Source organism: Iodobacter ciconiae (genome assembly GCF_003952345.1).
GTDB classification, from domain to species: domain Bacteria; phylum Pseudomonadota; class Gammaproteobacteria; order Burkholderiales; family Chitinibacteraceae; genus Iodobacter; species Iodobacter ciconiae.
The window spans coordinates 402,564-425,583 of sequence record NZ_CP034433.1 but is presented as its reverse complement, the minus strand read 5'-3'; the positions used below and the strand labels follow the sequence as shown (position 1 = coordinate 425,583).

Genomic DNA, 23,020 nt, shown 5'->3' with positions numbered 1-23,020 from the left:
AGGGAATAAGCGGTATTATTTACTGATCTCAATGCGTACAGCGTGCTCTGCATCTTCAGTATTAAAACGACGAATAAATTTCTTTTTAGAGATGCCTTGTTTGACCAGGAATCTCTCTGCACTGGCTGCGCGTGCCAGCGCGGCAGATTTAGCATTCCCGATGTCTTTTTTATAGCAATAGCCACGTAAGGTAATAGCTTTTGCTTCTTTTAACTGTGGCAAGAGGCTCATCAATTGTTGTTCGTGCTCTGGTGTCAGTTTGGCAGACATTTTGTCAAACTTAAGAAAGGATGGATCAACAGCAGCTTGTGTCGCTACTGCCGCTGTTTCTGCAGTTGTTATAACTGTTGATGCTGCATCAGCCGGTGCATTCTTCCAAGAAGTGGAAGGCGTAACACTAGGAGTAGTTGGATTTTCAGCACATCCGGTCACACCAGCAGCAATCACAAGTAAAGCTGCACAAACAAATCCTGAACGTTTCATTATTAAATTCCTTTTTTTGAAACAGCTGGTCTGCCTTGCAGCAGACCAGTTTATTGCTTATTGCTCATCACCCGAATGGGCAATCTTCAAAGCATTTAAGCAATCGTTTTGTTAGCGGTCAGATCCCAACCAGCACTAACATTACCGCCACCAGCACCATCAGTACGTTTTTGCTGAGTGTAAGTCCACTTGATTTTGCCGTAGCTGAAGCTTACGGTTTCGCTAGGGAAACCTTCATCTTGAGATGAACCTTTAGGCTCTGCCTTAGAAATCAAAACTTGTTCCATTTTGATTTCCATGTACTTCACCTTATCACCACCGGAACGACACAACTCGATCGTTACATCTTTGATGTGCTTACCAGTGCAGCATGCTTCGTAGATCTTCGGGCTGGCTTTATCCAGAAAGTGAGTGATGACGTATTGAGCGTGGTTTACACGTTCAGCAGTCGCACCACCAGCAGAGCTGGCAGTTGCTTGAGCTGGCTGCTCAATTTTGTGCGAGAAAGATTGAATTTCGATCCAATCTTTATGCTTGTCATCGGTAGATTCACCAGGAATACCATCAATTTTCAAAAATGCATCAAAAGCCATTTGTAAACTCCTTACAGTTAAAAAAAATTACTTCTACGCTTCACTGCATCAACGGGTTGGTTTTGGTAACTCAGCCACAAGACGCAAAGAAATGGTTAGCTCATCGAGCTGAAAGTGAGGGCGCAAGAACGCTGCTGCGCGGTATACACCCGGCTTGCCGGGTACTTCAACCACATCAACACGCGCTTCACGCAACGGGTATTTTGCCTTTGCCTCCTGGCTCGCCGAATCATCCAGCAACACATACTGCGCCAGCCATGTGTTTAAGAAATCCTGAACATTCTGGCGGGAGGCAAAGCTGCCAATCTTGTCGCGCATAATCGATTTCATGTAATGCGCGATGCGGGAAACCGAGAAAATATAAGGCAACTGGGTAGACAAACGCGCATTGGCATTGGCCGAATCAGTGTTGTATGTTTTGGCTTTTTGCGAAGACTGGCCACTAAAGAAAGCGGCATAATCTGTATTTTTGCAATGCACCAAAGAGATAAAGCCAAGATCAGACAGCAGCTTTTCAGTGCGGTCGGTCACAGCTACTTCTGTCGGACATTTCAGAGCCACTTCGCCATCGTCCGTTTTAAAGGTGTGTGCTGGTAAACCTTCTACCAGACCACCACCTTCCACACCACGAATGGCAGCCAGCCAGCCGTATTCGGCAAAAGCGGCCGTTAAACGTGCGGCATAGGCATAAGAAGCATTAGTCCACAGGTATTTGCTGTGGTCTGTGCCATCGACGTTTTCTTCGAAATCAAATTCTTCCACCGGTACGGTATCGCGGCCATAAGGCAGGCGGCCCAGCACATGTGGCAAGACCATCCCCACATAACGGGAATCATCAGATTCACGAAATGATTTCCACTTGGCATATTCAGCCGTATCAAAAATCTTGGCCAAATCCCTAGGCTTACCAATATCAGTAAAGCTTTCCAGACCAAAGAGGCTAGAGCCTGCCGAAGTAATCAGCGGTGCATGCGAGGCAGCAGCCACATGGGATAACTCTTCCAGCAGATAGAAGTCCTCCGGATGACGGCCAAATTCAAAATCGCCCACCAGGCCCGCATAAGGCGCGCCACCGAAGGTGCCGTATTCTTCTTCGTAAATCTTTTTAAACAGAGCGCTCTGGTCAAATTCGGACGATGCTTTAAAGTCTTTAAGCAGGTCTTTTTTGGAAGCATTCAGCACCTTGATTTTTAGCATGGTGCTAGTTTCTGATTCAGCAGTCAGGTACTTCAGACCACGCCATGAGGATTCGAGCTTCTGGAAATCAGCATGGTGCATAATTTCATTCAGTTGCTCTGAAATCAAAGCATCAATTTCTGCGATACGCACATCCATACTGGCGCTTAAATCGCGGGAAATTGTTACGGTACCCGCCAGAACCTGATCAACCAGCTCGCTGATCAAATCACGGGTGCGGTCTTTTTCCTGCTCGTTACTGGCAATACGGCTGTTATCAATAATTGAATCGAGCAGGCTGCCAGCTTCGCTAATTTCAACTGTACTGGCATCAAGCTTCTGTAGATCTGACATAGTGATTACTCCTCTGCAGAGGCTGGTCTAGCCTGGCTAATCTGATGTAATTTTTCGGTATCGCGAACGACTTCATCCAGTAGTTCTTCCAGTTTGTCATTACCCACTACTTTGTTGCGCAGATCCGAAAGTCTTCTGCGTGCATCCAGTAGTTTTTTTAATGGCTCAACCTGATTCACCACATTTTGTGGTTCAAAATCGGCCAATGATTCAAATTGCAAAGACACCGACATTTGCGAATCGTCATCTTTCAATTTGTTATCTACTTTCATGGCAAGGCTGGGTGCCATGCCTTTTAAAACATCATCAAAATTATCACGGTCAATTTGAATAAACTTGCGTTCTTTCAATTTAACTTGTGGAGTATTACCGGTGTAATCACCCACCACACCCAATACAAAAGGGAGCTCTTTGTTTTCGATTGCATCACCAACTTCCACGTCATAAGTAATCTGAACGCGAGGTGGACGGACGCGTGATAGTTTTTTCTGTGTGCTTTCCTTGGCCATTGCCATTCCTAAATAAAGTAAGTTTCAGAATCAAAACACGGAATTAACTTATTCCGTAAGTAATTTTAACGACAATTTCACGCAACTTTAACAAAGACAATGTAGGGTCACTCAATTGCCGCCCCAAAATATATGAAGCCTCGGCATAAGATTGGTGACTGCGCCAGGGGGCGTTCAAATCAGATACATCCACTAATTGCAATGGATCAATTGTCTCCCCCCACAACATACCCAACTGCTTATCAGTCAGTGGATTAAGCGTCAAAGCCAGATAACGGACCCCGGCTTGTTCAATAAACGCAAAATTAATCTGGCTGACTCCTTGGGCATAAATCGCTGCACGGCAAAGAGATAACCAAACAGCGGCCCCCAGAATTTCCTCTCCCACACCGACAGGCAACGGCAGTAAAAACATCTGCGAGGCCATGCTGCCACCGTAGCGGCGTGACAATTGCAAATAAAATGCAAATGCCAGCAGGGTTGATTCCAAATCTCCTCGCCCAACCTTATTTAATGCCTGTTCGAGTAATGTAGCAGGAGTATTCGCCATATGCCGTTCAAGCAACTGTGCTGCCAGACCCAGGTCTGCAGCTGCCCTGCTGCCAAACGACATCTGATCCTCCATAAACTGGCGGCAGGCAATCATTTCCACCGAATTATCAATCGCACTTCTTAGCTGATCTTTTAACCCTGAAAAAAACAACTCATTGGCCAGTAAAAACTCAGCTTCATTACCCAGCAAAACGTCAGCGGGCACACAAACTCCAGCCACCAGCGGGTAATAACGCTGTGCTTCATCATGGCTTGGCAGAGTGACGCCCAAAAAGGCCCCCCGCAAATCACGGCTGTGCATAAGAAATTCGCTGCCAGATGTCTGCATATAGCGTGTCTGCCAGTCGGGCCTTAAAGCCACAAACTTCAGGCTATCGGCCAGTAACTGGTCAACATCTTGGGCAACAGCGTGGCTGGCATTGATGCGGATAAAATCTGCACGCCGCGGTAATTTGCCAAAAATTGCGTACTGCATAGGCAAATCCTGAGCCCGTTTAAAATTATTTAGCATGGCAGCACCTTACATCGTCACGCGTTCTGGCAATGACAGCTTACGTAAACCAGAGAGTTGCAAGGGGTTTACACCGCTAACTGCACGGAAATTAAACCGAACTACATCCGCATCCCCGGCATCTCCCCGACGAATCTTCCAGGTCAGCGTTGCCGAATCCGCATCGTGCTGCTCGACCTGGGCTTGTGCGAGTAAACGCATCCAGCCCATACGCCCCTGCTGATTACTCACAACTGCGCTCACACCGCTAAATGCAACCACCTGAATTCTGGCGCCCTGCGTATTACCCGTGCCTGGCCAGTTAAATGACTGCCAAGGCTGAGGGCCGTTGCGATAACGCATTTCCTGCCCATCGACTTCAAATACAATCTCGGACAAGCCCGATGTAGGAATCGCCTGCAGCTCAAACTTAGCGCTGGAGGAATCTGCCATCTGGCTGGAAGCCATGCTGCTTAAGCGGCCCATTCCAGCTAAAAAGGCCGGGTTAAAACGAATCCCCAGATTGGCCCAGGTGCGTGGTGTTAGGCTGTCGCCCTTTTGAGTCACTAAGCCATTCAGATACTTTTCAGTAAATTTATCAACCGTGCCTTCCTTAGGTTTTACAAACTTGGCGATTTCTGACATTGGCGCTTCATTCGCTGAATCACTAAATGGATACTTGGCAGAAAGTACTTTCCATTGCCCGTACACTTCCTTTTGCCACGCCTGATTCAGATCTTTTTCCACCGGCCCAAGCAGCACAGCATAAGTCTGGATCAAAGGACGAACCAGCATTGGCCGCACCATATCGCGAGTTTCTTGCGAAAGGGGCGTAAGCAGTACATTATCAACCTGCTGTAAAGTGTCTGCCAGCTCGGAGCCGCTGCCATTCAAAGTAGCCTGAACCAGTGGACGCGCCTGTGCGCCTGGCTCGTCACTGCTGGCAATCTGATTCATTTTGCCTTTCAGCTTGCCCAGCTGCTCCAAATAGCTATTAATCGGCGCAGCGCCTGCGCTATCGCTTTGAACCAGACGCGTAATGCCTAAAAACTGCCTGCCCACTTCGCCCAGCTCAGCTGCATTTACGGTAGCGGGCTGATTGCCTCCCTTTAATAAGGCGGTGGTTTTTTCCAGCACTGATTGCTTGGCGTTTTCCAGCTTGCGTGAAAGCTCGCTTGGGTTATCCCATGCCGTTTCAAATGCGGCGCGGGCCAGAATCAATTTAACCGGAGAGCCCTGTATATCTGCCAGCTGACCAATTGCATTGCCCGCAAAAGGCAGATCATTGAAATCACGAATCACTACGCCTTGCAAAAATTTCTTCCACTCTGCTGCATACTCCTGACGATAAAGCGCTTCGAGGTCAGCCCGGTTTTTTTCAATATTGCCATCTCTGCCCAGATTATCCTGCACAGATGATGCCAGAACCCAGTCATCACTCTTCACTTCACCCTTGCTGGCTTCGTCAATCGAATTGCGTACAAAGTTATCCCAGGCTTCACGGGTAAATGCACCTGCAACCATCTGGCTGCCTGCAACCACATCACCATTCTTGTTATTCAGAATACGCGGCACAGTAAGCGGAGCAAAACGGGTGTTAGCACGAGCTTTAATTTCGTTGTAGACCCGCTCCGTAGCGCTCAGACGTTTAAGCGAAGCACGCAGTACTTCACGCGCAGCAGCCACCGTTTTTTCATCATTAACAATCAAAGGCAAATCCGGCTCTTTAATCTGGCTTACATAAAATGCCACCAGTCTTTCTGCCGCAGCGATCACTTCTTCATTACTGCGGTTGCCTTTATTGGCTTCCAGCCAGCTGCGCCAGTAACGAGGAATCTGATCAGTCAGGTGCGCCTCATCCATACGGGCACGCTCATGCAGCATCAGATAAGTTTTCAGCGCGTTATAACCCTGATCCAGCCTAGGCTGCACTGCCGGTGTAGCTTCTGCGGTAGCTGCAAGTGCCGTTGCCCGCTGAGGAATAGCCCATGCACCAAGCTGAATATTTGGCAGCCCCCTTTTATGCGGCGCCGGAACCCGTTTTTTTACAGGCTCTTTAGCAGGCGCTGGCTCAACAGCCTTTGGTGCCGGCGTCGGCGCAGGGGTCGGCGCTGGCTTAGGCACTACAGGCACAGGAGCCGGCTCGGCCACGTTATTGGAGGCAAGCTGCTCAAGAGAGATTTCCAGATTCTTTTTCACCGGAACCAGCATCGCTTCTTTCAAGCCGGCAAAATATTCTTTACGCAGCGCAATTTCCAGCTCTCTACCCTGATACAGCCCCAAGCCTACCTGCCATGGATGGCCGTCTTTACGATAAGACTGCAATTCCTCAATCCGCTTTTGCAAGATTCCCAAAGAAATCAGCCGATCATAAAGTTGCCCGGACGATGCCAGCTTTTGCGCAGCAGCACGATCACTGGCCACACTGTCCATCAACTTTTCATTGCCGATATACGACCATGTCCAGAGCCCTGCACACAAAGCCAGAGCAGACAGGCCGCCCAGCATCCCGGCCATACGCCAGCGGCTGCCGGCCGGACGCGTCTGACGAGACACTAAATGCTGATCGGGGAAAACAACTTCCCTGAATAAATCGCGCAGAAAATAGCTATACGAAGCCGGTACCTGGCGTGCATCAAAGCCCTGACGGCTCAGGTCAAACTGGCTGGACACATGAGTTGCAGCACCAATGCGCGGAACCCCTTCTTGCAAGGCGCTAGAAAAATAAAAGCCGCGCAGCAAAGGACGTGCATGATAAGGATCTTCTTCTTGCAACAGCTTTACAAACTTGGCAACAGCTTCTTTAAGTGCATGAAACTCGATAGGAAATGCAAAAAACGCAGGTTTATTCTGATTGCCACGGTGAGCCGCCAGCTTTTCTTCACCAATTTGCACGAGGCCACGGTACATCGCATCAAACTGCATACTGACCACATGGCTGGCATCAAAACCCGAACCCTGCTCGGCACTCAGCGTAGCGCCCCATACACGGTGGCGTTCTTCTTCAGGCATTTCTTCAAAAAACTGTGAAAAACCGCCTAATAAATCAAGCTTGGTAAAGATCAGATAAATCGGCACCTGCAAACCAAAAGTGGCCTCAATTTCATGGATGCGCTCGCGAATCTGGCGGGCATAAAGTGCAAAGCCTTCAGAATGATGCTGAGCCAGCTCTGGCAGACTAATAGTCACCAAAATGCCGTTAACCGGAGCTTTGGAGCGGTGACGCTTTAGTAATTTTAAAAATTCCAGCCACTCCACGCGATCTTCTGTTTGCGTGGCATATCGCCCTGCCGTGTCCAGCAGCACGCCTTCAGTAGAAAAAAACCAATCACAGTTACGAGTACCACCAACACCCTGCACGCCCGCCTTATCACTAAAAGGAAAGGTCAGGCCGGATTGCAAAATAGCCGAGCTTTTACCGGCTGCAGGATGGCCAATAATCATGTACCAGGGCAATTCATACAGTGCAGCATTCCCGCGCGACTTACCCAGCTGAGATGTTTTTAAAGTGTCAATTGCACCCAGCATGCGCTGGCGCAGAAGGTTTACCTCGGCACGTTTATCAACACTGGCACCAATCACGGCATCATCTGCTTGTTTCAGCAGCATTTTTTCGATCAGGCCACCTGCACGGTTCGTAATTAATTTACCGACCATGAGAGTCAAGACCCATAGCAACATGACAGCGAAGATCCAGCCAAAGCGGACCTCTGCTGTTTTCAGACCAAACCATGGACCTAAAAACCAGATCAAAGCAATCAGGATCAAAAACCCGATTGCTGACGTGACTTTGGCGTTACGCAGCCAATGCTTCATGAACATGAATCTCCATACAAAATGAAATGCAAAAATTACTTATTTCGCAATATGGCGGCCAAAGAGCCCGCTTTTTCGATATGCCCATAGTCTTTAAATGACCAAACTCCACCCCACGTCAACCCCGCTGCAACGGCCTCCTCCCCCAGAGCCTGATAGGCTGCAAATGCCCATGTATCACGCTCGGAAATAATAATTTTCCCATCTTTCATCGGTGCCAAATCAACCGCCAAACCGTACTGGTGCTTACTTTGCCCCCCCTTTGCCTTAGTCACTACATTGGCCTTGGAGATCAAATCATCCTGGCGCTCCGGGCTGCGATAGCCTTCAAGCAGCGCCATAGGGTAACCCCGCTCCGCCATTTTTTTCATAATCTGCAAAACCGTCTGCACAAACTGGGGATCTAGCTGGCCCCAGTCACGATTTGCCGTAGCTAAGCCGGGGCGGGCAGCTGCAGCGGCTGCACTGATAAATACTTCCGGAGGTAAAGCAGGAGGCGGCTCAAGCTTGGCTTCGGTAAATGTCCCCTGTATGTGAGCAACCTGGCTGTATTCCTTAGGCGAGAATGGTGCAATAGCATGCCGGGAATTGAAATGCAGTGTTACACCAACAACACACAAAACCAGCACCAAACTCGCTAGTGGCAACAGGCCTAATTTCAACTTTTTATGTAAAAAAGATCTATTAACCAGTAATTCTTTTTGCTTTGATTTATCAGGTAATATACTTACAATATCTTTTCTCTTATTTTCTGTTGTATCCGGGCAACTTACGGGTTTTGCCTTATTTTCAGCTTGAAAAACTCCAACGGATCCACCACCAATAAAAAATCGCCAGCCAACCCATGCCAACACGAAAAATATTACTATTAAAATCATAAAGATAGCAAACAAAACCCAAACTCCAGATACTTACTAAGCCGTTATTCTACATTTAAGCCAAACAAAAGCATAACTCATGCCCAGATTTTACCAATGTAGCTTATTCCCCATGCACACATCCTTATCTCGTGATATATATCCCTACATTGGGCGGATAGTTACTCTGTTTTTTAATCCCTTCCCTGATGCCATTTTTAACCATTTTTTTTAGCCTAAAAATACGAAGATGATGCCCATTAAGACACTTAAAAAACACGCCAAAGTGGCATTGCTTATTTCTAGCCTGCTCCTGCTTTCTGCCTGTGCCAGTAGCGGCCCGAAGCCTTTTAAAATTCAGGGTGAAGCAGAACCTGCACTCAACCGGGACAGCAGTGGAAGGCCCCTGTCTCTGGTGCTCAGGCTCTATCAGCTCAAAGGGCTTGAAGAATTCAACCGTCTGACTTTTGACTCGCTCGCCAGCGGCAAAACCGATGCAGAGTTGCTGGGCAGCTCGCTCGTTGCACAAAATGAATTTGTACTGCTGCCAGGAAAAACCGTCACGCTTGATGACAAAATCGCCGAAGAAACTAAATTTATCGGCGTAGTTGGCTTCTTTAGAAAGCCAGATTCCCAGTTCTGGCGGGTACTAGTCAGCGCCGAGGATGTACGAAGCGAGAAAGAATTCAGCTTTAAAGCACAGGATTGCTATCTGCAAGTTGTTCATCCCAAAGCCCTGCTCGTGCCGGGCCAGTCAGCAAGCTTTAAGGCAGACTGCGGTTTTGCCAGCAGAAAGCCAGCCCCGAGAACCAAATAATTCCACCTATTGTGGCTAGCCGTTAGTGCAAGGGCACAGCGGCTTGCCGGAGTGTTTTCCTATGTTAAAAGCCAAACGTGTTTTATGGGGCGAAGGGATGTTCCTTCGCCCACAGCACTTCCAGCAGCAGTCTTTATTACAAGATTATCAGCAGGCTGAAACGCGCAATTTGCTCAGCCGCCATAGCTGGGGCCTGCAAAAATTTCAAATTGATGAAGTCGCTCTGCGTGGCGGGCAGATCCGCCTTGATTCGCTCTCGCTTTTATTCAGAGATGGCAGCCTGTTTCAGGCCCCGCAATCCGAACCTCTGCCTCTTTCACGTAATCTGAACGAGTTACCGCAAGTAGGGGTAAGCACCACACTTTATGCCTGTCTTGCCGAGCTGCAACCCTATGGCGGCAACACGCAAACCAATGAAAACACCGCTTCGCGCTCTACCCGCTATCGCAGTGCCCATCAGGGGGTAGCCGATTTATACACACAGGCACTGGAAGCCGATATCACTACGCTGGAGCTTGATGTTCGTCTGATGGTGGAAGAAGAAAACCGTGATGGTTACGAAGCGGTGCCACTGGGGCGATTAATAAAAGACGCCACTGGCCAGTGGTCTTTAAGTGCAGGCTTTTACCCGCCCGCCACAACGGTAAGCGCCATTCCCGAGCTCAGCCAGAATCTGCGCCGCTTACTGGATATTCTGCTGGTTAAAAGCCAGGCACTCGCAGGCGCTCACCGTGAGCGCGCTAAAAACGTAATGGAATACGGCACCACCGACATCGCCTCTTTCTGGCTGCTGCACACGGTGAATCGCAATTTCGCCCGCATCAATCATTTGGTTAAGTGTGAGCCGCTTCACCCTGAAGAACTTTATCGCGCCCTTGCTGAATTTTGTGGTGAATTACAGACATTTTCATCGGTTTACACACTGGCCGATATTCCTGCCTATCGCCACGAGACTTTGCATGACAGCCTGCTGGTGCTGGATGTACAAATCCGTGAGCTGCTCGATACCGTGATTTCAGCGCGTTATGCTGTGATCCCGCTCACATATCCCAAGCCCTCATTTCATATTGGTCACCTGGAAAGCGACCGCTTCCTTGAGAATGTCGACTTCTACCTGTCGGTTCAAAGCGAGCAATCGTCATCCAGCATCATCGAAACCGTACCGCTTAAATTTAAAATCGGCGCGCCGGACGATGTGGATAAGATTCTGAACTCGGCTATGCGTGGCGTTAGCATCTCCTACGCAGCACAAACGCCTTCAGCCATTCCGATTCGCGTAGGTAACCATTATTTTGCTTTTGAACCTAAAGGCGATATTTATCAACGCATGCTGCAATCACGCAGTATTTGTATTTATGTTCCGCAATCACTCTCGGATTTAAAACTTGAGTTAATTGCTGTCTTTCGCTGAGATTAAAAAATGAGTCAAACCGCTAACACAGAAGCGCACCCGCTGACCGTTGCCAAACCCTCCGCCCCCAGCATGCGTGAGTTATTAGAAGATGGTATTTATCTGCTATTTTTGCTCAGAGACGGCAATGCTCCGAGTAGCGCGGCCGAATTCAATCGCCGTGTCGATCATTTCCTCGCCCAGTTTGAAAAAAATGCCCGCAACTTTGGCAAAGAAGTCCCTAATATCAGTGAAGCCAAATATGCTTTTTGCGCGCTGATGGATGAAATTATTCTTTCATCAGAATTCAGCCTGCGCGAAGAATGGGAACGCATGCCTTTGCAATTGCGTATTTTTGGCGAGCATCTGGCCGGTGAAGGCTTTTTTGATCGTCTGGAAGTATTACGCCGCGATCCTAATAATAATTTTGAAGCAATGGAAGTCTTCCACACCTGCCTCTTACTGGGTTTTCAGGGTAAATACCTGCTGGAAGGCCAGGAAAAACTGGGCTATCTAACCGCCCGGGTAGGCCAGGAAATTCAGCAGGTCAGAGGTGGCAAAGCAGAATTTGCCCCTAACTGGAAGCTGCCACAGCGCTTTCAAGCCTTTGTACGCCATGAACTACCACTTTGGCTATATTTCGCACTACTGGCTTTAGTCGGAGCAGGGCTTTTTATTGCTTACCGTTTTTTGCTGGCTCAGGAGCTCAGCAAGGTGATTGCCTAAATCCATAAACAGGCCCCTCTGCGTCTTTGAGTTTAGTTATCCATATCACAGGGGCAACTTTAGCCGCAAATAACTTTAAAACATTGTTTTTTGCCGCTAAAGCGGGCTCCTGTAAACCCGTGATTAGGCTTACCCGGAACCTCATCAGGATCCCCGTTTTGCTCAAGCACTGTAGTAAATCGTATAAAAATTAGACAGGCCATTGTATGAGCACGCCCCGCCGCCAGACCCTTACTCTCCCCTCTGTACTTGACCGGCTGCTGGATAACGAACCGGATATCAGCCATGCATCATCGGCCATGCTATTTGAGCTGCCACAGTTTCGCCGAGCTCTGGCCCGCGATTTGGAAGCGCTGCTAAATACGCGGATCATGGATTTACCGGAAATTTTTGAGCCCTATCCGCTTGCAACCGACTCGATGTTGCTGTTTGGCATTCCGGATCTATCCGGTATCAGCCTGCTTAATCCGGACGACCGAGAAATGCTGCGCGACCGCTTACGCCGCGCCATAGAGCGGCACGAGCCACGCCTAACCCGCGTAAAAATCAGCCTGGACGCCCCACGGGAATTAGAACGGCATTTACGCTTTAGAGTAGATGCCGTACTCAAAGTGCATCCACATCGCCCACCTGTCAGTTTTGATGCCACTTTGCAACTATCATCCAACGTTTACCGTATTCAGGACAGATAACCAGCAAAATGACTGTGCGAGAGATCACCGATTTCAACTTCATCCAATGTTTACCGTATTCAAGTTAGGTATACAGGGGCATATGCTGTAGGCCTTTATAACGAATACGCAAAACAGCATCTGTCAGTGGCCTTATTTTCTTTAACGTCAGCCTGTGCCTGCTACCCAATATTTGCCGTACTTAATATCGATAACCGGAATTTTTTTCTATGGACATGAACCAGCTTCTAGCCTCCTTTGCTGCAGCCTTTAATCAGGATCAACGCCTTATCAGCCTGCAACTTGGCGACGGGGCGGCGTGGGGCGAGCAGCTTTTGCCGCAGCAGGTCAGCGGCAGCGAGGGGGTAAATCGGGCCTATCGCTATCAAATTGATTGTCTCTCCCCAGATGGGACTTTAGAGCTTAAGTCGCTGCTAGGTTTGCCGGTTGTTTTATCAGTAGCTGACGCCAACGGTAGCGAAATCGAGCGCTGCGGGGTTGTCTCACAGGCGCAGCTACTTGGATCAGATGGCGGCTTCGCAAAGTATGCGCTGACGGTAGAGCCGCCTTTTGCTTTGCTTAGATACCGCCGCACTTCCCGCGTGTTCCAGGATTTATCCGTCCCCGATATTGTGAAGCAGGTACTGGCTGAGCATCAGGAAAAAAATCCGGTTTTTGCATCGGTGCAAACGCTGGATTTCAAATTATCCGGCGCACACGGCCCACGCTCTTATTGCCTGCAATACCGCGAATCCGATTACGATTTCTTAGTCAGGCTGATGCAAGAGGAAGGTTTGGCGTGGCGCTTTGCCCATCTGGCCGGAGCGAGCGAGCGGGGTAGCATAGCGTCGCGAGGAAGTAGTCCTCAGGTGCAGCTCGTCGTCTTTGACGATGCCTTTGCCGTACCCGAGGCGCAAGATAGCCAAGTGCGCTTTCACCGGGCGGATGCTACGGAAGAAAGTGATTCGCTTACGACTTGGAATAGCCAGCGTCAGGTAGGCAGCAGTTCGGTGTCACTTGCCAGCTTTGATTACAAAGCCGCCAGCACCAGCCACACAGCCGATCAAAGTGCTGTGGACCAGGGCGATGGCGGGCAGCAAATCCAATTGAGCTTTGAAGATTACGACCCACAATCGCTCTATTACGCCAGCGACGCGGAAGGCTTAAGCCACTATGCTAGCTTGCGTCAGCAGGCAATGGATGCCAAAAAGAAATCCTTTAGCGGCTCTGGCACTTTGCGCAGCTTACAAGCGGGGCAGTGGTTCCGCCTGGAAGACCACCCCGCGCATGAATGGGATAGCGCCGAGCAGCGTGAATTTGCCGTGACCGAGCTAAAATTCACCGCCAATAATAATTTGCCCGCTGATTTAACCCAGCAACTTGGCCTGGTCGCCCCCGGCTTATTCGCAGGAGCGGCTTTAGCCGCAAATACCCTTCCTTATCAAGCCGATTTCACCGCCCAAAGACGCGGCCAGCCGCTCACCCCTATCTTTGCCCATGAAGCGCTGAGCAAACCTAAAAGCTTTGGCGTGCAAACTGCCACCGTCGTCGGCCCTGCCGGATCAGAAGTCCACACCGATGAGCAAGGGCGCATAAAAATAGAATTCCACTGGCAGCGTACGGCTGAGCATCCTGAGTTTGGCGCAAACCTCGATGACAAGTCATCCTGCTGGATCCGCGTGGCCTACCCATCGGCAGGCGCAAGCTGGGGCCACCAGTTCATCCCGCGCATCGGTCAGGAAGTGTTAGTTGATTTTATCGAAGGCGATATCGACCGCCCGATTGTCACCGGCGTGGTCCATAACGGCAGCCACCCGATGCCAGCCTTTAGCGGCGCAGGCGCGCTGCCTGCCAATAAAACGTTATCTGGTATCAAAACCAAAGAGCATGAGGGCGGCCAGTATGGTGAGCTGCTGTTTGACGACACTAAAGGCGAAGTTCGCACCAAATTATCCAGCGAGCATGGTAAAACCCAACTTAATCTTGGCTATCTGATCCACCCGCGTACCGACGGTAAAGGTGAACCACGTGGCGAAGGCTTTGAATTACGCAGCGATAAACAAGGTGCCATTCGCGCCAGCGGCTTGCTGATCAGTACCGAAGCCAAAAGCGGCGCTAGCGGCAAGCAACTCGATCGCAGCCCCGCGCAAAGCCAGCTGGAATCCGCCCTGGCACTAGCCCAAAGCTTAGGTGAAACAGCAACCAATCAGCTTGCCGATACGATTGAAACCGGCGACGATGAACAAACCATCAAGCCCAACAACAGCCCCGGCGGCAAAGCCAGCATCGGCCATCTGCACCACCATGTGCATGCCAGCAAAAGCTTTGAAGCAGGCAGTAATACGGATAAAGATGGCAAGAGCAAGTCTAAAGCTCAGGCTGGTGGCCAAAAAGTCATCCTGCTGCATGGGGAAGACGGCGTAGCGATTACCAGCCCACAAAGCCAGACCATCGCAGCAGGTACTAATCTCGATCTGGTCGCCCAAAGAGACAGTAACCAGACCTCTGGCCGCCGCTGGATACACAATGTGGGCCAGCACATCAGCCTGTTTGTAGCCGGGGTAAAAGACAAAGTCGCGTTAAAACTGATTGCAGCCAAAGGCAAAATCCAGCTGCAGGCGCAGAGTGACGATGTGGAAATTACCGCCGACAAAAATGTAAAAATCACGGCCTGCAAAGAAAAAGTAGAAATCGCCGCAGCTGATGAAGTACTCCTCACCGCAGGTGGTGCCTATATCAGGCTAAAGGGAGGCAATATAGAAATTCACTGTCCAGGAAAAGTGAGCATCAAGGGGGCAAGCCATGAGTTAAGCGGGCCTGCACAATTAAAGGCCAAATTACCCGTCTTACCTTCCTCTGAATTTCCGCAGCATAGCCTTCGGTTTGCAGCAGATGGGGCAGATGAATTTATGAAAGATATGGGATGGGTAGGGAAAAGTTTTACCATTTTAGGTTCGGATAATAGTGTTTTAGCGAGTGGAAAAATTCCTAAATCAGGGCGTTTACCGCGAGTAATGACAGATCAGGCTGATATTTTGCAATTACGTGTTGGCGAAGAAAAGTGGAAATTAGAAACCATTCCCCCTCAGCCTATTGAGGATGAAGAGGTTGATAATTCAAACTTTAATCAGGATGAGGATTTAGAGCATGAATCAGATGAAGAACATTACTATGAGAAAGCTATTAGTACGGAAGATTCTGACTTTTTTGATACTGAAGTGTTGAAAGAAATACTGGGAATTAAAGATAATGAATAAAGTTATTTTTTTTATTGTTTTTTTATTTAGCACCAATGTTTTTTCCGGTGAGTTATACGAATCGGGAGTTCATAAGTGGCCGTATAAAAAAAATCAATTAGCTCTAATTTCTGGCTTATCTGTAGAAAATGACAGATATTATTATTTCAACTATAGTTTTTATATTCTGAAAAAACAGAACGGCAAAGAGATTTGGTACTCTGTCCCTATTATGAAGGACAAAGACTCTACGAAATGGGATTTCAGATTTAATACTTGGTCCGGATTTTCAGAGGTCATGCTTAAAAATGCAAAGGTTGTGGTAAAGGGTAGTGATATTTTTATTATTTCGGCAGATAAGTCTGACAATGACTCATTTCAGAATGTTCATGGCCCTGCAAGTTTATTAATTTATAAATTGCAAGAGGGAAATGAGATGAGTCGTTGGCGATATTATTTTGCGTTGATAGAGAATAAAATTATTCCGGCAGATCAAGCCGGTCATGTAGATGAAATAATAACTAGATTTGAAAAAAAACTATTGGCTGAATAACATGGATAATTGGATTAAAGCTTCATATAACAGCGAACTTCGTACTGTTGACTTTGTTGATGCAAACGGTTCGCATTTGATTAGGTCTGGCGGTACTTTACCGTGGAGACTGAATAACCCTGGCAATTTAAGACCACCAGTGGTTAAAGGCGTCCCTAGCCCAAAGAAAACACAGGGCTATATTGGAATAGCGGCTTCACCCAAACCCAATGGGGAATTAGGGTATTTCTTTATATTTCCTGACTATAATACGGGCAGAAATGCAATTAAGGGGAATTTAAAGAGGCTGTATAGCAATAAAAGTATTCGTAGTGCAATACAAAGTTACGCACCATCCAATGAAAATAATACTAATAAATATATTGATGATTTACAAAAAAATTCAGGGCTGGATCCTTCTTTGATTGTCGGTGAATTGGATAATGCACAATTTGAAAAATTAGTTGATGGGATTGTTAAGATTGAAGGGTACCATGGAAAAGGCGATACGCCCCAAAAGGAAGAAAGGCGCTCAACTACAAATTTGGTAGTCTCCAATGGTGCTCAGCCTCTTGCTGACCAAGAGCTGATACTTCGTCAGGATGGTGTTGATACTAAAGTCAAAACAGATCAGACAGGTAGAATCCCTCCGGTTATGCATAACCCTAATAAGGGTGTAGTAGAGATTTTAAGAGAAAAATTGGATGGTAGTTTGGAAGCCATTACTCAAATTATTGCTTCAGCACCTGGCGGTAATCTCTTATTAACTATGGATTGGACTCAATACACAGCATCTACAAATAAGCATGCGGGAGCAGCATCTGGAAAACAAGTAACAAAAGATGCAATTAAATATGTTGTACAACCTGGCGATTCACTTAGCAAGATTGCATCTAAATTTAAAGTTAGCGTTTCGGATTTGAAAAAAGAAAATTCAATTAAAAATATTAATAAAATTTTTCCTGGCGAAGTCTTAATTATTGGAGGAGGGAAAGAAGCCGCAAATCAACCTAAGCCTAACTCGCCTACCCACCAAGAAAGTAAGCCTGCATCTGAAAAAGCAAAAGAAAAACACAAGAAAAATGAACCTGGAGCATCTGTACCAGCAAAGGCAAATCCACTAGTAAACGCTGGTAGCAAACCATTGGCTACAACGGTTAGCCGAGAAGGAGTAGGTTCTCCCATAGCCACTATTTCTAGCACCCAGATTAAAGCTCCTTGGATGGAAATTGCAATTAGGGAGGCTAAAGAATGGGCAGGCTACCATGAGAAAAAAATGCCAGCAAAAGATAATTCGAAAGGAATTATTACGGATAATTATCATAAAGAAATAGGATCAAATGCAACTCTTAGTACGGCATGGTGTGCTGCATTTGTAAATTATTGTTTAAAAGAGTCAGGTTTTGCATATGTAAAAGGCGCAGCAGGGACATCATCTCAATTCCCTGCAATGAGTAAACATTTTGTGAAAATTGATAAACCAGTTTATGGTGCCATTGTAGTCTATAGACATACTAACCCTAAATATGGCACAGGGCATGTGGCTTTTATGTATGCAAAAATTGATCGGGGAGATTTTGCGGTTCTTGGCGGAAATCAAGGTGACACCATTAAAATAAACCCACACATTGAAGTTTATATAAAGGCTGTAAAGGCAAAAGTTGTTGGGTTTTATGTCCCAGCAGCATATTATGCTCATGCTCTTGAGGTTTTAAAGAATGGTGACGATTTTGGGGATATACAGCATGTGAAAGATATAAAAAAAATGATTGGTGATTCGGCTGATTTTTCTACTAAAACACAATAGTTTTATTGGAGGTGTTATGTATTTTTGGCGGTTATTTTATATCTTTGCATCTATGTTTGTTTTTTTAAACTTTGCACAAGCAGGTAGTGAAAATTATATATCAAGAGAGGAGTTTGAAATAATTAAATCTGACTTCGTTCGTGTTGGTTGTAATATTGAGGGAATACTATCATCAGCAGAGCGGCTTAATGTATCTAATGTTTATGATGATGGTGGTCAGATTGAACCGCTAATAAGCACTCTTTCGAAGCCAGCATTATGTTTAATTTCTAGAAGTTCGGACTTTCTTGTTGATTATAAGATTATGACACCTAAAGGAATTGTTGAGAAAACAGTGTATGATAAATTTCCGAGAAATGGCAATGTGGTCGATGTGATATTTCGCCTCCCATATAAAATTTCTAAACAATGTGATGAAGATGGTGTTGTTGCTTTTTTCATTACATTTAGTAAGAAAGATGGAAAATTACAAAGAAAAATTTACCTTACAGATGACCTGTTAGATTGTAATATTCGCACCATAAATATACCAAAAAATTTTAAAAACTAGTTTCTACAAGGGAGCCTCTAAATACATCAAAAACGCCAGATCAGCATATAATGAAATCAATAACTTATAGGCACCTGATTTGCAAAAAATATACTTGTCCAGAGGTTTCCTAGATTTTCCACCTGTGAAAGAATATCGAAACTAAATAAAATCAGAGTTTCCTTAAAAAAAACCTCTGCATAAATCTAAGCACTAGTGAGCCATTGATTTTACTAATATACCTGCTTAGTAATTTTGATTCATGTAGAGGCTTCTTATCTTTCTGTCCAGTTAATACCAGATACGAATATAATTTTTGGTGTTGTCCGGATAAGAAACAAGCTCCTGAATGGCTAAGCGTGTGCCATTTGCATCTCTGAACTGATAAAAAAGCATATTCCGAATGCCCATATTATCGGATGTTGGCAGGCTTTGGCCCTGAGCTAACTTATTTAGCTCGGTAAATGAAAATATTTCTTCGATGGTATTGCCATTTTTGATATTGGCACCGCCATTTGCATCAAATATTATCGCCCTTCTGCTTCCTTCTTCCGAACATGTACCCCGTTCGTAACGTTTGCTAAGCAGGCTTTTATCCAGAAACGGGCTGCTATCATAAAGACGGGTTGCTGCTGTATTAATCAGAAAATGCTGCTGATCCGGGGCGCATAATGAAATAAAATCCATTGCCGGATTAACAATATTTTTCGACCCATTACCGATATTTGCACGTGATTTCTGATCTGCATATAATAAGAAATCAATCCGATTTCCACTTATTTGCTCAGAGCCGCCGGAAAAACGATCTCCATCCAGATTCCACGGGTGCCCTGCTGTAAAAACAAAACCCAAGCTGCCTTGCTTGGATTGAAAATAACGCTTTTGCCCACCAAGAAAAACCTCCCCATCAGTACTAGCCACCGAGATGGGCGTCATATTGCTGCCGGCCTCCGGCTTATATGCTGCATAACGAGTTGGGCCGCTCCAGGGATCGGGGAGCGGTGCAGGCAAATCACCCACAAAGACGACTCCGCCTCCACAGGCTGTAAGTAAAACAATAAACGCACTGGCTGCCGCCGCTGAATAAGAAATCGCCATAATGTTTTTGCCTTTATACATATAGTTTGCAATACGAATGCAAGCTGCCCGGCTAGAAAATACTGTAGCTTAGCCAACAGAAGCCTTGCCATAAAAAAACCGGGCAACTACATCACAAATAATGTGCAAGGTGGTTTCGATGGTAATAAAAAATTGAAGTTCAAATAATAATACTTAATACCAGTACACAAAAAAATGCCGCCGGGGCAATAACCCCAGCGGCATATTTTATTGGCAATAAACCCTGAAAAATAGAATCCGTATCTTTAACTACGCCAGCGGCTTTTTGCCCAGCGCTTTTGCTCGGCTTCGGTTAAAAAACTCCATGCCACGACACGGCTGATTTTATTACCCTGAGCCATATCCAGTGTTTTAACCTGAATTGCGCCGATTCTTTCCAGAGCCTGATACACCAGTGGCAAATTATCCTGTTTGGAAACCAGGGTAGAGAACCACAGACACTGCTGCTTAAACGGGCGGCTTTGCGAGATCATGGTGCGTACAAAGCGCATTTCGCCTCCTTCACACCAGAGCTCGTTGCTTTGCCCTCCAAAATTAAGTACTGGCGGCGGCAGGCCTTTGCCCTTGGCGTGGCCAGTGCCCAAGCTGCGCAATTTACGGCGAGTGCCCCCAGCAGCATCCGCAGCGGAGGAGTGAAATGGCGGGTTGCACAGGGTGAATTCAAATAAATCGGCGGGCTGAATCAGCCCCTCAAAGATATTTGCTGCATCGGCCTGATAGCGGCAAATAAGGCCATCTTTTAAAACTTCATTACGCTCAAAAATTTCATAGGCATTATCCAGCGCCAGATCATCGGTATCGCTGCCGACAAACTGCCAGCCATAGGCTACTTTGCCCAGCATAGGGTAAATGGCATTGGCACCCACGCCGATATCCAGCACCTGTACTGCGGCACCACGGGGCACCACGCCCTGGTTGCTGGTGGCAAGCAAATCGGCCATGGTGTGGATGTAATCGGCGCGGCCCGGAATCGGTGGGCAAAGGTAACCTTCCGGCAGCCCCCATTCTTTGATAGCGTAAAAATGGCTAAGTAGCGCACGATTCAGTGCTTTTACTGCGGCTGGATCGGCAAAATCTACCGATTCATCCCCATAGGCGTTCAGTGCCACAAAGGGGGCAAGATCCGGGCTGCTGATAATCAATGCGGGGAAATCATAGCGGCCGCGATGAGGATTACGCGGGTGAAGATTATTTTTAATCACGGGGAGTTTTTCAGACATTGTAGCTGCTGCCGTACTGAGGAATCATCAACCGAACCTTAACAGAAAATGAGGGGGTGCCAATATCTCAACCGACATTTACCTCTTTCAGGCGGGATAAAAAAAGCCCTCAGTGACATTATCACGGGGGCTGTATATTCGCGAAGGCAAGCTCCGCGAACTCCACTTTATTCAGTGTCAGTGGCTAAAAAAGGGCGTGTCGCAAAATTCTGAGCGATTTTTTCCAGCTGACGCAGCGTATCGCCACGCAGAGCGTGGATACCGTTATCCCCCTGAAAATTAGCCCGTACAGCAGCAGAAAAATGCTCACGCAGCCATTTGCTGGTTGCCTCAACTGCCTCATCACTGTCCGCCCCCTCAAACCACATACTCTGAACATGTGCAGGATCGTAAAAAATGGTTGATTGCACATCCACCACAGGTACTTTCACAGCCGCTTTATCGCTCCAGCGAACGCAGGCAAGCAATTGCACACTGCCTTTTTTACCTACGGGCGTCTTCACAACCCAGATGCGATCAGGATAGCTTTCACTCAACTCGGCCAGCTTGCCACGAGACGAACGAAACCAGCCAATGTGCCCGGCGGCCATATCTGCTTTTACATCTTTCCAATAGTACAAAACATCCATATTGAAGAATTCCTTAGTTCGTTAAATATTTGCATCGTTTGCAGGCCGGATCGGCATCATTAAATAAACCTAGCTGATTTAAATCGCTAAGCACAGGCTTTTAAACCCTGTCAGTATTAAATAAGATAACTTAAAAAGAGCAAATAAATCCAATGATTGTCAGATTTTGTTGCTGAGCCATCAAAAAATCAGAGTCTATGCTCAGACCTTACAGCATAAGGCGTAATTTTGAAGCATTCGGTCATACAAACAGCGATTAGCTAAAGAAAAATCCAGATTGATATGAAGAATTTACTTACTCAGGACCAGAACAGCGTTTAGTTTATCTTATTATTGGCCTGATAAGCAGATCAATCAGTATCTATAATTGCAATAATCATTTATTGAGCAGCTCTTTCTTACCAGATTAACCAGGCAATTCATTCATATAGCATAAAATGAGAATAATACTTTGTTTTAAAAAACTTTATTGACAAGTGTAATCAAACTATTTCTCACTAAACAATAATCACCGGGGATTTATAAGTGAAAACAATTTTACTAAGCTTAGCTCTGTTGGGATTACTGAGCAGCCCTGTATGGGCAGGGGAAGCCAAAATTACCTGGCAAAGCCCCGAAAGATACAGCGATATCCGCGCCGCGCATGAACGACAAGACCGCTTTCAAGAAAGACTCTTCAAGCATTTTGATAACGTATTTGCCAGCCTGGCGGCTCTATTGCCCGATAATGCCCTGCTGGAAATCACCATTACAGATTTTGATTTAGCCGGTGAGATTAATCCGCAGGCCAGTCACAATTTTAATGAGATCCGTATTATTAAAGAAATCTACAACCCCAAAATTACATTTAATTATATCTTTTCACATGAAGGCCGGATTGTATCAAATACGGAAAATTTACGTGATATGAATTATATGTCAGGAATTAGCCGATCCAGCCATAGAAAAGAATTTGAATTCGAAGAAAAAATGCTTAAAGCATGGTTTTCCAGATTACAAAAGAACCAAATCTTTTCTATTAATAAAATAGCTTCTCCCCCAGTTGCCCTTGCTGATCATCTTTAAAAAAGCGCTGTTCTACAAAAATTGGCTTATGCAGCATTTTTTAGGCGGACATTTTAAACACAGGCTTACTTTAAAATAATATCGTGATCTGTTACTTCCCAGGGGGGGGAATCGTAATCCACTCCGGGAAGTAGTGGCAAAGGCTTTGCCGCAGACACTTTTGCAAGCGGGGCCTGGGCAAGCGGTGCAGCGCTCTTTTCATCCATCCATTGCAAAAAGGGGCTTAAATCGGCCTTATCTATGATGTACCACACTTTTTTTGCCGCATCCCAGCGTGCGCCCAGAGCTTTTGCACTGTCTTTTTCAGCAAATGGCACTTTCAAATTTACCCGCATTCTTTATTACTCTTTAAGCATTTATTAATGAATCATATATTTATCAGCTGGCATCTGGCTACAATTTAAAATATATCCAGAATATTTATATCAAAATAATTGCCCCAAAAATTA

General features: G+C 46.5%; 20 protein-coding genes. 9 read left to right on the top strand and 11 right to left on the bottom strand.

What is annotated here, in order from left to right:
• Positions 1-15 precede the first annotated feature (15 nt).
• The 7 genes from EJO50_RS01825 to EJO50_RS01795 all read right to left on the bottom strand — a co-directional run bounded on the left by EJO50_RS01825 (position 16) and on the right by EJO50_RS01795 (position 8,635).
• Positions 16-483 carry an OmpA family protein gene (locus EJO50_RS01825; protein ID WP_125971310.1) on the bottom strand — a complete coding sequence of 156 codons (468 nt, stop codon included), beginning with the start codon at positions 481-483 and terminating at the stop codon, positions 16-18.
• A gap of 95 nt (positions 484-578) precedes the next feature.
• On the bottom strand, positions 579-1,076 hold the full coding sequence (locus tag EJO50_RS01820; RefSeq protein ID WP_125971309.1) for an Hcp family type VI secretion system effector: 498 nt from the start codon (positions 1,074-1,076) through the stop codon (positions 579-581).
• A gap of 48 nt (positions 1,077-1,124) precedes the next feature.
• Complete coding sequence (gene tssC, locus EJO50_RS01815; RefSeq protein WP_125971308.1) at positions 1,125-2,606, bottom strand: type VI secretion system contractile sheath large subunit; 1,482 nt, start codon at positions 2,604-2,606, stop codon at positions 1,125-1,127.
• A gap of 5 nt (positions 2,607-2,611) precedes the next feature.
• Complete coding sequence (gene tssB, locus EJO50_RS01810) at positions 2,612-3,115, bottom strand: type VI secretion system contractile sheath small subunit (RefSeq protein ID WP_125971307.1); 504 nt, start codon at positions 3,113-3,115, stop codon at positions 2,612-2,614.
• A 43-nt stretch (positions 3,116-3,158) separates the two neighbouring features.
• On the bottom strand, positions 3,159-4,142 hold the full coding sequence (gene tagF, locus EJO50_RS01805) for a type VI secretion system-associated protein TagF (RefSeq protein ID WP_233702146.1): 984 nt from the start codon (positions 4,140-4,142) through the stop codon (positions 3,159-3,161).
• Positions 4,143-4,187: 45 nt separating this feature from the next.
• The gene (gene tssM / locus EJO50_RS01800; RefSeq protein ID WP_125971305.1) at positions 4,188-7,979 is read right to left on the bottom strand and encodes a type VI secretion system membrane subunit TssM; all 3,792 of its coding nucleotides are present in this window, start codon (positions 7,977-7,979) and stop codon (positions 4,188-4,190) included.
• A 29-nt stretch (positions 7,980-8,008) separates the two neighbouring features.
• Positions 8,009-8,635, bottom strand: a complete 627-nt coding sequence (locus EJO50_RS01795) for a M15 family metallopeptidase (protein WP_233702144.1) — start codon at positions 8,633-8,635, stop codon at positions 8,009-8,011.
• A 445-nt stretch (positions 8,636-9,080) separates the two neighbouring features.
• Between EJO50_RS01795 and tssJ the strand changes: the two genes are divergently transcribed.
• The 8 genes from tssJ to EJO50_RS01755 all read left to right on the top strand — a co-directional run bounded on the left by tssJ (position 9,081) and on the right by EJO50_RS01755 (position 18,559).
• Positions 9,081-9,647: a type VI secretion system lipoprotein TssJ gene (gene tssJ / locus EJO50_RS01790; RefSeq protein WP_125971303.1), complete on the top strand. Its 567-nt coding sequence runs from the start codon at positions 9,081-9,083 to the stop codon at positions 9,645-9,647.
• Positions 9,648-9,708: 61 nt separating this feature from the next.
• Positions 9,709-11,058, top strand: a complete 1,350-nt coding sequence (tssK, locus tag EJO50_RS01785) for a type VI secretion system baseplate subunit TssK (protein WP_125971302.1) — start codon at positions 9,709-9,711, stop codon at positions 11,056-11,058.
• Between the two features lie 9 nt (positions 11,059-11,067).
• Positions 11,068-11,763, top strand: coding sequence for a type IVB secretion system protein IcmH/DotU (gene icmH, locus EJO50_RS01780; RefSeq protein WP_125971301.1), 696 nt, complete (start codon positions 11,068-11,070; stop codon positions 11,761-11,763).
• A 206-nt stretch (positions 11,764-11,969) separates the two neighbouring features.
• Positions 11,970-12,455, top strand: coding sequence for a type VI secretion system baseplate subunit TssE (gene tssE / locus EJO50_RS01775; RefSeq protein ID WP_125971300.1), 486 nt, complete (start codon positions 11,970-11,972; stop codon positions 12,453-12,455).
• Positions 12,456-12,664: 209 nt separating this feature from the next.
• A complete protein-coding gene (locus tag EJO50_RS01770; RefSeq protein WP_125971299.1) occupies positions 12,665-15,691 on the top strand; it encodes a type VI secretion system Vgr family protein in 3,027 nt (1,008 codons plus the stop codon).
• Positions 15,684-16,223: a hypothetical protein gene (locus tag EJO50_RS01765; protein WP_125971298.1), complete on the top strand. Its 540-nt coding sequence runs from the start codon at positions 15,684-15,686 to the stop codon at positions 16,221-16,223. Before EJO50_RS01770 ends, EJO50_RS01765 begins: the two co-directional genes overlap by 8 nt.
• A gap of 1 nt (position 16,224) precedes the next feature.
• A complete protein-coding gene (locus tag EJO50_RS01760; RefSeq protein WP_125971297.1) occupies positions 16,225-18,009 on the top strand; it encodes a TIGR02594 family protein in 1,785 nt (594 codons plus the stop codon).
• A gap of 16 nt (positions 18,010-18,025) precedes the next feature.
• A complete protein-coding gene (locus EJO50_RS01755; RefSeq protein ID WP_125971296.1) occupies positions 18,026-18,559 on the top strand; it encodes a hypothetical protein in 534 nt (177 codons plus the stop codon).
• A 270-nt stretch (positions 18,560-18,829) separates the two neighbouring features.
• Here the strand turns inward: EJO50_RS01755 and EJO50_RS01750 are convergent, their stop codons facing one another.
• The 3 genes from EJO50_RS01750 to EJO50_RS01740 form a co-directional block, all read right to left on the bottom strand.
• Positions 18,830-19,636, bottom strand: a complete 807-nt coding sequence (locus EJO50_RS01750) for a hypothetical protein (protein ID WP_125971295.1) — start codon at positions 19,634-19,636, stop codon at positions 18,830-18,832.
• 266 nt (positions 19,637-19,902) lie between these two features.
• Positions 19,903-20,877, bottom strand: coding sequence for a 23S rRNA (adenine(1618)-N(6))-methyltransferase RlmF (rlmF, locus tag EJO50_RS01745; protein WP_125971294.1), 975 nt, complete (start codon positions 20,875-20,877; stop codon positions 19,903-19,905).
• Between the two features lie 167 nt (positions 20,878-21,044).
• Positions 21,045-21,506: a hypothetical protein gene (locus EJO50_RS01740; protein ID WP_125971293.1), complete on the bottom strand. Its 462-nt coding sequence runs from the start codon at positions 21,504-21,506 to the stop codon at positions 21,045-21,047.
• Positions 21,507-22,031: 525 nt separating this feature from the next.
• Between EJO50_RS01740 and EJO50_RS01735 the strand changes: the two genes are divergently transcribed.
• Positions 22,032-22,571: a DUF3016 domain-containing protein gene (locus EJO50_RS01735; protein WP_125971292.1), complete on the top strand. Its 540-nt coding sequence runs from the start codon at positions 22,032-22,034 to the stop codon at positions 22,569-22,571.
• A gap of 65 nt (positions 22,572-22,636) precedes the next feature.
• Here the strand turns inward: EJO50_RS01735 and EJO50_RS01730 are convergent, their stop codons facing one another.
• Entirely contained in the window at positions 22,637-22,906 is a 270-nt protein-coding gene (locus EJO50_RS01730; RefSeq protein ID WP_125971291.1) for a DUF5710 domain-containing protein, read from the bottom strand.
• Positions 22,907-23,020: the final 114 nt, after the last annotated feature.

Bases quoted from the DNA above. Each gene is read 5' to 3' on its own strand.
- EJO50_RS01825 (WP_125971310.1), bottom strand. From the start codon at position 483: ATGAAACGTTCAGGATTTGTTTGTGCAGCTTTACTTGTGATTGCTGCT.
- EJO50_RS01820 (WP_125971309.1), bottom strand. From the start codon at position 1,076: ATGGCTTTTGATGCATTTTTGAAAATTGATGGTATTCCTGGTGAATCT.
- tssC (WP_125971308.1), bottom strand. From the start codon at position 2,606: ATGTCAGATCTACAGAAGCTTGATGCCAGTACAGTTGAAATTAGCGAA.
- tssB (WP_125971307.1), bottom strand. From the start codon at position 3,115: ATGGCCAAGGAAAGCACACAGAAAAAACTATCACGCGTCCGTCCACCT.
- tagF (WP_233702146.1), bottom strand. From the start codon at position 4,142: ATGCAGTACGCAATTTTTGGCAAATTACCGCGGCGTGCAGATTTTATC.
- tssM (WP_125971305.1), bottom strand. From the start codon at position 7,979: ATGTTCATGAAGCATTGGCTGCGTAACGCCAAAGTCACGTCAGCAATC.
- tssJ (WP_125971303.1), top strand. From the start codon at position 9,081: ATGATGCCCATTAAGACACTTAAAAAACACGCCAAAGTGGCATTGCTT.
- tssK (WP_125971302.1), top strand. From the start codon at position 9,709: ATGTTAAAAGCCAAACGTGTTTTATGGGGCGAAGGGATGTTCCTTCGC.
- icmH (WP_125971301.1), top strand. From the start codon at position 11,068: ATGAGTCAAACCGCTAACACAGAAGCGCACCCGCTGACCGTTGCCAAA.
- tssE (WP_125971300.1), top strand. From the start codon at position 11,970: ATGAGCACGCCCCGCCGCCAGACCCTTACTCTCCCCTCTGTACTTGAC.
- EJO50_RS01770 (WP_125971299.1), top strand. From the start codon at position 12,665: ATGGACATGAACCAGCTTCTAGCCTCCTTTGCTGCAGCCTTTAATCAG.
- EJO50_RS01765 (WP_125971298.1), top strand. From the start codon at position 15,684: ATGAATAAAGTTATTTTTTTTATTGTTTTTTTATTTAGCACCAATGTT.
- EJO50_RS01760 (WP_125971297.1), top strand. From the start codon at position 16,225: ATGGATAATTGGATTAAAGCTTCATATAACAGCGAACTTCGTACTGTT.
- EJO50_RS01755 (WP_125971296.1), top strand. From the start codon at position 18,026: ATGTATTTTTGGCGGTTATTTTATATCTTTGCATCTATGTTTGTTTTT.
- EJO50_RS01750 (WP_125971295.1), bottom strand. From the start codon at position 19,636: ATGGCGATTTCTTATTCAGCGGCGGCAGCCAGTGCGTTTATTGTTTTA.
- rlmF (WP_125971294.1), bottom strand. From the start codon at position 20,877: ATGTCTGAAAAACTCCCCGTGATTAAAAATAATCTTCACCCGCGTAAT.
- EJO50_RS01740 (WP_125971293.1), bottom strand. From the start codon at position 21,506: ATGGATGTTTTGTACTATTGGAAAGATGTAAAAGCAGATATGGCCGCC.
- EJO50_RS01730 (WP_125971291.1), bottom strand. From the start codon at position 22,906: ATGCGGGTAAATTTGAAAGTGCCATTTGCTGAAAAAGACAGTGCAAAA.